Here is a 10,276-nt window from a genome sequence, read left to right as displayed (position 1 = left end):
CTCCCGTGAAGCATAAATTTCTTGTTCTGGGTTTTCCATATACATTTTTTTGTGTATAGCTATTTTAGGACAAGACACTTTTTTCGGCTTTGTATATTTTAAATAAAACAACTTTTCATCGAACTTTTGCCTTGCAAATTATATCATCTGACAACTGTTAATAACAGTTTCAAACTTTATTAAATACATATCACAATTTCTTACTAAATTTATAAAATCTAATCAATTATGCTTTTCAATGTCATTATTCCAAACGACTGTTATTTCTAAATACTTAAAAACACAAGATAAAAACCTTTTGCAAGAAAAATGGATTCAGTTTCAGAATCATTTTCACAATGCGACTATTCAGGACAATATCCGAAACAGTAAAGAAGAACAATATCAAGGAGAATTTTTACTTGACTTATTTGTTGCAATCTTAGGTTACACGAAAAATCCGCAACCGAATTTTAATCTAACAACCGAATACAAAAACGTCAAAGACAGCAAAAAAGCCGATGGTGCAATTGTGATTAATGAAAAGGTGATTGCTGTAATCGAATTAAAAGGAACTGATACCACAGATTTAGGTAAAATTGAAAGTCAAGCATTTGGTTATAAAAACAATCAACCGGATTGCAACTACATTATCACCTCTAACTTTGAGAAAATTCGATTTTATATTGATAATGCCATTGAATACATTGAGTTTAATTTATTCAAACTTAAAAAGTCTGAGTTTGATGTTTTATACCTTATTTTGGGTTGCAACAATCTTGCAAACCACCTTGCAAAGCGGATTAAAGAGGAATCTTTGAGCCAAGAAGACCAGATTACAAAAAGTTTGTATAAAGATTACTCCTTATTCAAACGAGAACTTTTTCACAATTTGGTTGCAAACAATTCGCAATTTGAACCCATCGATTTATTCAAAAAATCTCAAAAGTTATTGGATCGCTTTTTGTTTTTGTTTTTTGCAGAAGATCGACACCTCCTCCCTCCTAACTCTGTTCGATTGGTTTTGAGTGATTGGAGAGATTTGCAAGATAGAGATGTGGATATTCCGCTGTATGATCGCTTTAAAAAATATTTTGAATACCTAAACACAGGTTATAAAGGCAAACGCTATGATGTGTATGCCTACAACGGTGGACTTTTTAAACCCGATGAAATTTTAGACCACATTACGATTGATAATGATCTATTGTATAAACATGCTTTAAAGCTTTCTGATTACGATTTTGCAAGCGAAGTTGACGTAAATATTTTAGGTCACATTTTTGAAAATTCGTTGAATGAATTGGATGAAATGAAAGCTCAGTTGGAAGGTCAAGAAATTGATAAATCAAAAACCAAACGCAAAAAAGATGGTGTTTTTTATACTCCTAAATATATTACGAAATACATTGTAGAAAATACAGTTGGCAAACTTTGCAATGAAAAGAAAAATGAGTTGCAACTTTTGGATGAAGACTATACAACCGACAAAAAGCGACAAAAGAAAACAGTACAGCAGTTAAATGAACGGTTGCAAACCTACCGCAACTGGTTGTTGCAAATTACTATTTGTGATCCTGCTTGTGGTAGTGGAGCGTTTTTAAACCAAGCTTTAGACTTTTTAATTAATGAACATGCTTACATTGACGAGTTGCAAGCCAAATTATTTGGTGATGCAATGATTTTGAGTGATGTTGAAAAAAGTATTTTGGAAAATAACTTGTTTGGTGTTGACCTTAACGAGGAAAGTGTAGAGATTGCAAAACTTTCTTTATGGTTACGAACGGCTCAACCCAACCGAAAACTAAATGACCTAAGCGGAAATATTAAATGTGGCAACTCTTTAATTGATGATCCCGAAGTAGCCGCAGATAAAGCCTTTCATTGGCAAGAAGCCTTTCCGCAAGTTTTTGCAAAAGGTGGTTTTGATGTGATTATTGGAAATCCGCCTTGGGGAGCAAAATTAGACACTTCCACTTTAAATTTTTTAGTTAAAAAATATCCGATAGTACCAACTAAAATAAAAGATACGTATCTATATTTTATGTTGCTTTCAATAGAAATAATAAAAAACGATGATGGTATTTTAGGTCTAATAGTTCCAAATACTTGGTTGCTCATAAATAATACTTCAGAATTTCGAAAATTCATTCTTGAATTTAAAATAGAACAAATTATCGATCATGGTGATAATGTTTTTAATGATGCTATAGTTGAAAGCTCTACCTTAATTTTAAAGAATTATAAATTAGATGATAATACGGTTCTTGCAGTAAAACAGAGGAATGGTAAAGATTTAATAAGTCATTTTATTGATAAAAAAATTTGGTTGAATGATGAATTGAACAGAATAGTAATTGAATTAAAAACCTCAAATTATGAATTAATTAATAAACTTGAAATTAAATCTAAACCCTTCGAAAATTCTAGTGAAATTATTTTTGGTATTAAACCATATCAAGTAGGACATGGATTTCCTGCTCAAACTAGGGAAATGGTAAATCAAAGAATTTATCACTCAACTTCAAAAATCGATGAAGAATGGTTTCCATTGGTCACAGGAACTGATGTTAATAGATATAAATTAGGGTTTGAAAATGAATATATTTTATACGGTAAAAATTTAATGTACCCTTCCAATATAAACAAAATTAAATCAAATAAAATTTTATTGAGAAGAACAAGTCATGATTTAAGAGCAGTATTAGATAAGAATAACTTTTATCCGCAAAATTCTCTATTTATAATTACAAGTAATCTCAAATTAGAATATTTACTATGCTTATTAAATTCTAAATTATTTGATTTTATTTATAAATCTAAATGTCCTCAAGTTGGAAAAGTTTTCGCTGAAGTTAAACCAAGTATCATAAAATCTTTACCTATCATTGAAATAAATGAGAGTTTACAAATACCCTTTATCGAACAAGCACAGTTAATACAATCAAGAAATATAGATATAAATGAATTATCTCAAAAGTTTTATAGAACACTTCAAAGAAAATTTGAAGGTTTAGAAATCAATAAAAAACTAGAAAATTGGTATGAATTAACCTTTGCAGAATTTGTAAAAGAGTTAGGTAAAAAGAAAATAAAACTTTCTCTTTCTGAAGAAGCAGAGTGGGAAGATTACTTTTTGCAAGAGCAACAAAAAGCGGTTGCAATCAAAAATGAAATCGATGCCACCGACAAAGAAATTGATCGGATGGTTTATGAGTTGTATGGGTTGACGGAGGAGGAGATTAAAATTGTGGAGGGAAGTTGATATGATAAAAGTATATTTAGATTGGAATGTTATGTCAGGAATGAAAAACAATTATTTTCCTGAACTAAATAGCATAATTACAAATAAAGAAAAGTTTTTATTACTTTATTCTACTTCTCATATTGGTGACATCTTTAGTAGTATTAAAAACCATAGCGAAGAAGAACAAAAGTTAATTCGAGAAGATTTAGATTTTATTACGCACCTTACCAATAATTTGTGTTTAGTAAATAACTCGAAAAATGTTGTTTTAAGTAGATATGAACCAGGAGAACTACTTGATGATAGAATTAGAGAAGCACCAATATTTGAAGATTTTAGTCTTGATAATTTATTTAAACCAATAGAGGGTGATGAAGTTATGAATGGATTGATCAATTCTATGAAGAATTTGATTTCATCAATACCACTAGAAAATTCCTTTAAAGAAGCTTTCGAAAATCCTGAAAGTGCAGCAATGCTAGAGCAGATGTTACCGGGATTAAAAGAAGACCAAACAATGAATGGTTTTTTTAAAAGTTTTGGAAAAATGTATCACAATCTTAACGAAAAAGAAGATTATAAAGACTTGAGAACTATCGTGCAAAAAGTTGGAGTTGAAAGTGGTCATTTTAATGATGGCAAAAATCCATTTGAAGTTATAGAAAATGCTTATAAAAAATCAGGAATAGAAAATTTTGAACCGAACAAATATTTCGATAAATCTAAAAATGCACCAGAATGGTTTAATGATATTACTAATGAATATGTAATATTAGACATGCATGGTTATAAAGCTGATAAAGTAAAAGTAAGTGATAAAGAGAAGAATACATTCAAAAATACGACAGAGGATGCTTCACATGCCGCATTTGCATCGATGTTTGAATTTTATGTTACTAATGATGATAAAAATTACCTAAAAACTAAAGCTGTTTATCAAAAATTAGGTATTCATACACAAGTATTGAAACCAAATGAATTTATTGAATACTTCAATTCATTTTTAAATATAAATAGTTTTGACGATCATTTTAGAAATGTAATCGAAGTAATGAAGAAAGGAGAAAACTTTCAAGAGCAACGATATGAAAATGGCGATAGTTTCGGTTGGGTAAATTATACAAATCAATACTTTTTTAATTTTTTCAATAAAATCACAATACCTAGACCTGAAATAAACGAAGCCATGTTTATACTAGGAAAAGAAAATCCTTCAAATACTTATATGATTGCTCAAGAAGAAGTTGAAGCTACTGTAAAAATGTTTTCTGATAAATTGGGAATCGATAAGTTCGGGAAATCATATTATGAAGTGGGAGAGATAAAAGAGGGTGAAGATTGGTCTGGTAGAAGTTGGGAAACTAATGTTGGTTTGATTATAATTAAACGGCTAAATGGTTGGTTTCAAATGTATTTTTTTCCTGAAAATGAAAATGACAAAGAGGTTAAAGAATAGGAAAATTTATAATGAAATGAGCAAAGGAAAAAGTACAGAAAAAGAAATTGATTGGATGACAAGTTATAAGAGTTGATAAAAGAAGATATAAAAATTGTAGAAAAAAGTTAATTATGAAGTTTATACCACCATTAGAAATTTCATCTAAAATAATGACATTAATTGAAGAAGCAAATCAAGAGCTTGTTCTGGTATCTCCGTATGTAAATATTAAATATTGGGATAAAATGAAAAAGTGTATTCAAAGAGCAGTGAAAAGGAATGTGAAAATCACATTTATTGCAAGAACGGATACCAATGATGATTTAAGTTTTTTTGAAGGATTAGGTATAAAAATATGTTTTATTGAAAATCTGCATGCTAAGTTGTACTATAATGATAATTATGGAATTGTAACTTCTCAAAACATAATTTATTCCTCAGACAGAAACTCTATTGATATTGGCTATCAAACAGAAAGTAGTTCCGAAAGAAAAGAATTAGTTGATTTTGTAAACAATTATATTGCAAAAATTGAACTTCCGAATAATAATGATCTGAAAGTAGATGAAAATAATGATTCTGATGATTTAATTCAATTAACTGATGAAGAGCTTGAAAAGTTATCACATCATTTTATTAGATCTTATGATGAAGTTAAATTTGTTACCACTTCAACCTATATATTCAGTAAACACTTATTCCCCTTTGCTGATGTTATGGTTAATTCTAAATACACTATAAAAATCAGAAAATCTTACAATGATTGTGAGCAAATCATTTATGAAATATCAAAATTAAAATTTAACTTCAAAAATGAGTATAGAATTGATTTGCAAACTAGCCACAAATCATTTTATTATTTACAATTTATACCAATAAATAAGATAAATTTTAATTATTTAATTGAAGATTACCAATTGATTACTGACCAAATTTTAAATAACTCATTTGTTATCGAAAAAGTAAAAGCCGGAAATGATTCGATGTTTGCAAACAATAAAATTCGCTAAAAAATAACATAATTATAAAATTGATGATTAACAATGGGTTGCGACATCTCAATATTAAGTAAACATAACTTAAACATTTCAAGTGTTGAAACGTTAGCTATTGACTTAGCTGAACGACTGAACTTAAATATTGAATATGGTTATTTTTCTTCGAAAGAACATAATAATTTGTTAGGAATTGATTTGGATGATGAACTTATCGAATTAGGTTCGATTATAAAAAACAACTCAGGTGAAAAATATATATTAGTAGATGAAAACTTCCAAAAAAAGCTGTTACATGAAAAGTTTGGAGATCAACTATTTGACATGGTTGAATACTGGAATTGTTCACATGAAAATCTACCGGACGAAGAAGTCAAATTAGCTGAAAAAAAAGACATATTGCTAACGTATTTTTATTTATTTAGTGATGAAAGTACAAAGGCAAAGGGTTATATGATGATTCATGATGAAATTCTAATGAATGATTTATATTATTATTCCAGATGGTGGCAATTTTGCAAAACTATTCAAACGAAAGACCAACTTAAGGACGATTATTTCCAAAGTTTTAGAAGATCCATCATGAAAAGTACTATAGCACTTGGCGGAGATAAAGCTTATTTTGTTAATGACCAATGCCGTCATTTAGCTGGTGTAGGACAAGGATATGAGATATATTATAACTGGAACGAATTGGAACAATTTATTAATTCAAGAGAAAAATTAGAGGTTATTTCTATCTCAAAGGCAATAACTAATGATGAATATCAAAATGAAGTGAGTGGGAAAAATGACAGGAATTTGGCTTTTTTTGATGATTTTGGGGGTTTGGAGGGGAATGTAAATGAAATCGATCTAACATTCATAGAGTAGTTTATGAGTTGAGAGAAGAGAAAATTTCAATTTTTGAAAATAATTAAAATGTAATTATATAAATGAATACTAAATTAAGATGTTAAACATAAATTTAATTGTAGCAATTATTGGTGGAACAATTACTATTAGTAGTTTTTTTATAACACGTTATTTAGAACGCAAAAAAGAAATCGAGTTTGAAATTAGAATTAAAAAAATTCCAATTTATGAAGAGTTCCTTTCTTTTTATTTTAAAGTTATTCTTGGTGATAAAAATGGAAAAAAAATTAGTCACACTGAAACTGTAATTTTTTTTAGAGAATTACATCAAAAAGTAATTGTTTGGTTTCCGGAAAATGTTTTGAAATTATATATTGATTGGAAATCAAAATTACAAGAATACTCTGAAAATAGTGATGAAAGTATTTTAAAGGAACTTTTATTGATTCAAGAACAACTAATGAAAGAAATTAGAGAAGACATTGGACATACGAATAAAAAAATAAAAAAAGGTGATTTATCATCTCTTTACATAAATGATATTAAAAAGTATTTAGAGTAATTTTTGATTTTAATTTGAAAAGATATAGTTTTCAACATTTTAAATTCTTTGTAAACAAATTAATTACGATTAAAAAAGTGTAAAATAAAACTATGAAAAAAACCAAAAAAGTAAAAAATTTGGATAATAAATTAAAAATATTGTACATTTGCACCAACAGTACACACCACGCTACCCATTAGAACAGCGTCCCAGGGTGTGTCTTTTGCTTTTTTAGAGAAATTCACACCCCAAAAATAGTTTATTTAACTTGTTTTGGGGTTTTATATTTTTAGGTATGTTTAAGAAAAATGCTACTTCAATTTCGCAACAAATTGAAATTTTGAAAAATAGAGGATTACTGTTCAATGATGAGTATTATGCAGAACATCAATTGGCAAACATTAGCTATTATCGGCTAGGTGAATATTGGTATGTTATGCAAGATGATAAAGAAAACCACACATTTAAACCCAATAGTAAGTTTGAGGACGTAATGGCTTTATACAACTTTGATAGAGAACTTCGTTTTTTATTATTTGATGTAATAGAACGCATTGAAATCAGCCTGAGAACAAAACTAATTTACCATCTTTCACATGAATTCGATCCATGGTGGTTTCAAAACTTCGATTTATTTGATGACAGTAAAGCTTTAGTAAAAACTCTCTCTGGTCTAGAAGAAGAATTAGAACGCACAAAAGAACCAACTATAAAGAAACATAATAACAAGCATAAAGACGATAAGCGTTTTCCGCCATCTTGGAAGTCATTAGAACAAACAAGTTTTGGATCTTTGTCTAAATTATATGGAAATTTAAAAAACAGTATAAAATCAAAAGATTTAATAGCACAAGAATTTGGTGCGGTAAACCATACGTATTTACCTAGCTGGTTGCAATCAATAACTCAAATAAGAAATTTTTGTGCACACCATTCAAGACTATGGAATAGAAACTTACCTTCAACGCTAAAATTACTATCAAAACCACCCTACGAATGGATAGTTGATGTGCCAAACCAAAATGATTTTCAATATTTATATATACATTTATGTATAATGAAATATCTTTTGAATATTATTGAGCCTGATAACAAATTCACTAGCAGATTAAAAACTTTATTTGAAAAATATCCTAATGTTGATCCTAATGCATTAGGAATGAAGGTAAACTGGGATCAAGAAGAATTGTGGAAATAATTTTTAGGTTATGGTAAATAAAACAATAATTGAAATAGAAAATATTTCAGTTGACGAATTAATCACAAAAATAACAAATAAGGTTCTAGAAGGTTTAGAAATAAGTTTAGAACGGTTGCAAAATAAGAAAAACCAAGAGTTACTTTTAACTAGAACAGAAACAGCTGACTATTTAAAAATAAATATTACAACTCTTTATAACTGGACAAAAAAAGGGAAACTTAAAGCCTACGGTCTCGGCAACAGAGTTTATTACAAAAAAAATGAAATTGACGAGGCTCTGATTAGGATAAATTGATTTTTTTAAATTTTAGGTACATTTTTCCAGCTAAACAAAGTCTTTCTATTGCAACGTCGCTCTTCGATGTTCTCCCGACCTCAAAGTAACTAGCCATTCAAATAAGTCAATAACACATCCTTTTATAATTGAGGAATTTATGTTTTTGCAAAAAGCCATGTTAGAGTAAAAATCAATACTTCTTGTGTTGCAACTTTTACAATAATATTGTTGTTTTCTATTTTTAGTAAAACCGTTTTTTATAATCTTTTTTGATTTACAAGTAGGACAAATTCCAGTATCACTAACCTTGACACGTGGTGTCATTTTTCTTCATTACATTCGTTTTAAACGATTTTCAAATTTAAAAAAGGCAAACTTTACAGCTTGCCTATTAGGTTTAAATTTTAATTAAGGACTGATTTACCAATAGTTAAATTATTGGATTTGATTCATTACTAACTTTGGAATATTATCCCCTATTTATGATATACTTTAATTAAAAGTTAACAAAATTGATAAATTATTGATAAAAATATACCTGAAATCAGGTATTGATAAAAATATAATACTTTGTTAAATTTGTTAAATAATGGTTTCCAAATTTTTAACATTTTTAATATTAATTACCATCTTTTTCCTCTACTACTATTTCTTGAAAATTTCAGAGCAAAAAATCCAAGTAAAAAAAATGAAGACTAATTTATACAAAATGAAAAAAACAAATTTCAAACCTATATTCAAGATTAAAGGCAATTATTACAATTAGCAATTCATTATTGAAGTAAAATACCTAATAGAATAATAATATAAACTAAATTTTATTTTTATGAAACAAACATTAAAACTTTTGAAATATTTTTTCTCCATTCTTATTTTACTAGGATGTGCGACTTACTCATTTTCACAGACCTTAAATCCATCCTCGATTTCTACAAATGGGTCGGTAAATACTATCGTTCAAGACATCAATAATATTTACATTGGCGGTAATTTCACGAATGCGGGTTACAAGGCGGGTGGAATTGCAAAAATTAATTCTGATGCTTTAACTTTACCAGAGTTTCCATCTTTGAATGGTCAGTCCTATGCCGTAGTATCTGACGGTAATGGAGGTTGGTATGTTGCAGGCGAATTTAGCGTACAAGGATTATTACGACTGGTTCATATACTACCGGATAACAGTATAGATACCTCTTTTGCTCCTAATCCAAATTCGACAGTAACTGCATTATACTTTGATGGAAGTACACTTTATGTTGGAGGTTTTTTTACGCAAATTGCCGATCAAACGCAAAATTATTTAGCTGCTTTAAATGGAACTACAGGCACTTTAAATAATTGGAATCCTAATCCTGATGGTAGTATAAGTACGATTACTAAAGATGGTGCGAACGTTTATGTAGGCGGTACCTTCGCAAATATTGGTGGTAAGGAAGCTAGAAACCTTGCCGTTTTAGATGCCAGTACAGGTTTGTACGTTCCTTTTGCTTCTGCTAGTTCTACAGTAAATTCAATAGAACAAGATGCCAATAATTTATATGTTGCAGGAAATTTTTCAGGAGATCACGGCTATTATACTGGGGGGAATGCTTTATTAAGTACAGGTTCCGACTTGCCCGACTTTAATAAACCTAAAATTAATGGTCAAGTTTATAAATCTGTCTCTGACGGTAATGGAGGTTGGTATGTTGCAGGCGAATTTAGCGTACAAGGATTATTACGACTGGTTCATATACTACC

8 protein-coding genes and 1 pseudogene are annotated in these 10,276 nt (G+C 28.9%); 8 read left to right on the top strand and 1 reads right to left on the bottom strand.

The genetic code is table 11. From position 1 onward, the window contains the following. Nucleotides 1-238: 238 nt before the first annotated feature. The 7 genes from AC23MC_RS06720 to AC23MC_RS06690 all read left to right on the top strand — a co-directional run bounded on the left by AC23MC_RS06720 (nucleotide 239) and on the right by AC23MC_RS06690 (nucleotide 8,554). Nucleotides 239-3,244 (top strand): Eco57I restriction-modification methylase domain-containing protein, encoded by a 3,006-nt coding sequence (locus AC23MC_RS06720; protein ID WP_487567521.1) that lies wholly within the window; start codon nucleotides 239-241, stop codon nucleotides 3,242-3,244. 1 nt (nucleotide 3,245) lies between these two features. Beyond that, on the top strand, nucleotides 3,246-4,682 hold the full coding sequence (locus AC23MC_RS06715) for a hypothetical protein (protein WP_487567522.1): 1,437 nt from the start codon (nucleotides 3,246-3,248) through the stop codon (nucleotides 4,680-4,682). A 113-nt stretch (nucleotides 4,683-4,795) separates the two neighbouring features. Next, the gene (locus tag AC23MC_RS06710; RefSeq protein WP_487567523.1) at nucleotides 4,796-5,674 is read left to right on the top strand and encodes a phospholipase D-like domain-containing protein; all 879 of its coding nucleotides are present in this window, start codon (nucleotides 4,796-4,798) and stop codon (nucleotides 5,672-5,674) included. 33 nt (nucleotides 5,675-5,707) lie between these two features. Next, nucleotides 5,708-6,532 carry a hypothetical protein gene (locus tag AC23MC_RS06705; protein ID WP_487567524.1) on the top strand — a complete coding sequence of 275 codons (825 nt, stop codon included), beginning with the start codon at nucleotides 5,708-5,710 and terminating at the stop codon, nucleotides 6,530-6,532. Between the two features lie 79 nt (nucleotides 6,533-6,611). Next, on the top strand, nucleotides 6,612-7,076 hold the full coding sequence (locus AC23MC_RS06700; protein WP_487567525.1) for a hypothetical protein: 465 nt from the start codon (nucleotides 6,612-6,614) through the stop codon (nucleotides 7,074-7,076). 277 nt (nucleotides 7,077-7,353) lie between these two features. Further along, nucleotides 7,354-8,256, top strand: a complete 903-nt coding sequence (locus AC23MC_RS06695; protein ID WP_487567526.1) for an Abi family protein — start codon at nucleotides 7,354-7,356, stop codon at nucleotides 8,254-8,256. Between the two features lie 10 nt (nucleotides 8,257-8,266). Beyond that, a complete protein-coding gene (locus AC23MC_RS06690; protein ID WP_487567527.1) occupies nucleotides 8,267-8,554 on the top strand; it encodes a helix-turn-helix domain-containing protein in 288 nt (95 codons plus the stop codon). Between the two features lie 120 nt (nucleotides 8,555-8,674). Here the strand turns inward: AC23MC_RS06690 and AC23MC_RS06685 are convergent. Further along, nucleotides 8,675-8,860: pseudogene (locus AC23MC_RS06685) on the bottom strand (IS1/IS1595 family N-terminal zinc-binding domain-containing protein); the annotation flags it as partial. A gap of 502 nt (nucleotides 8,861-9,362) precedes the next feature. Here AC23MC_RS06685 and AC23MC_RS06680 point away from each other — a divergent pair. Further along, a partial coding sequence (locus tag AC23MC_RS06680) for an NHL repeat-containing protein (protein WP_487567528.1) occupies nucleotides 9,363-10,276 on the top strand: 914 nt, incomplete at its 3' end.

It is taken from the genome of Flavobacterium sp. T50_26 (assembly GCF_057652995.1).
Note: the sequence above shows the minus strand (reverse complement) of the source record. Positions and strands in the feature narration are given on the sequence as shown.

Excerpts from the sequence above, each read along its gene's own strand:
- AC23MC_RS06720 (WP_487567521.1), top strand. The coding sequence starts at position 239 with ATGTCATTATTCCAAACGACTGTTATTTCTAAATACTTAAAAACACAA.
- AC23MC_RS06715 (WP_487567522.1), top strand. The coding sequence starts at position 3,246 with ATGATAAAAGTATATTTAGATTGGAATGTTATGTCAGGAATGAAAAAC.
- AC23MC_RS06710 (WP_487567523.1), top strand. The coding sequence starts at position 4,796 with ATGAAGTTTATACCACCATTAGAAATTTCATCTAAAATAATGACATTA.
- AC23MC_RS06705 (WP_487567524.1), top strand. The coding sequence starts at position 5,708 with ATGGGTTGCGACATCTCAATATTAAGTAAACATAACTTAAACATTTCA.
- AC23MC_RS06700 (WP_487567525.1), top strand. The coding sequence starts at position 6,612 with ATGTTAAACATAAATTTAATTGTAGCAATTATTGGTGGAACAATTACT.
- AC23MC_RS06695 (WP_487567526.1), top strand. The coding sequence starts at position 7,354 with ATGTTTAAGAAAAATGCTACTTCAATTTCGCAACAAATTGAAATTTTG.
- AC23MC_RS06690 (WP_487567527.1), top strand. The coding sequence starts at position 8,267 with ATGGTAAATAAAACAATAATTGAAATAGAAAATATTTCAGTTGACGAA.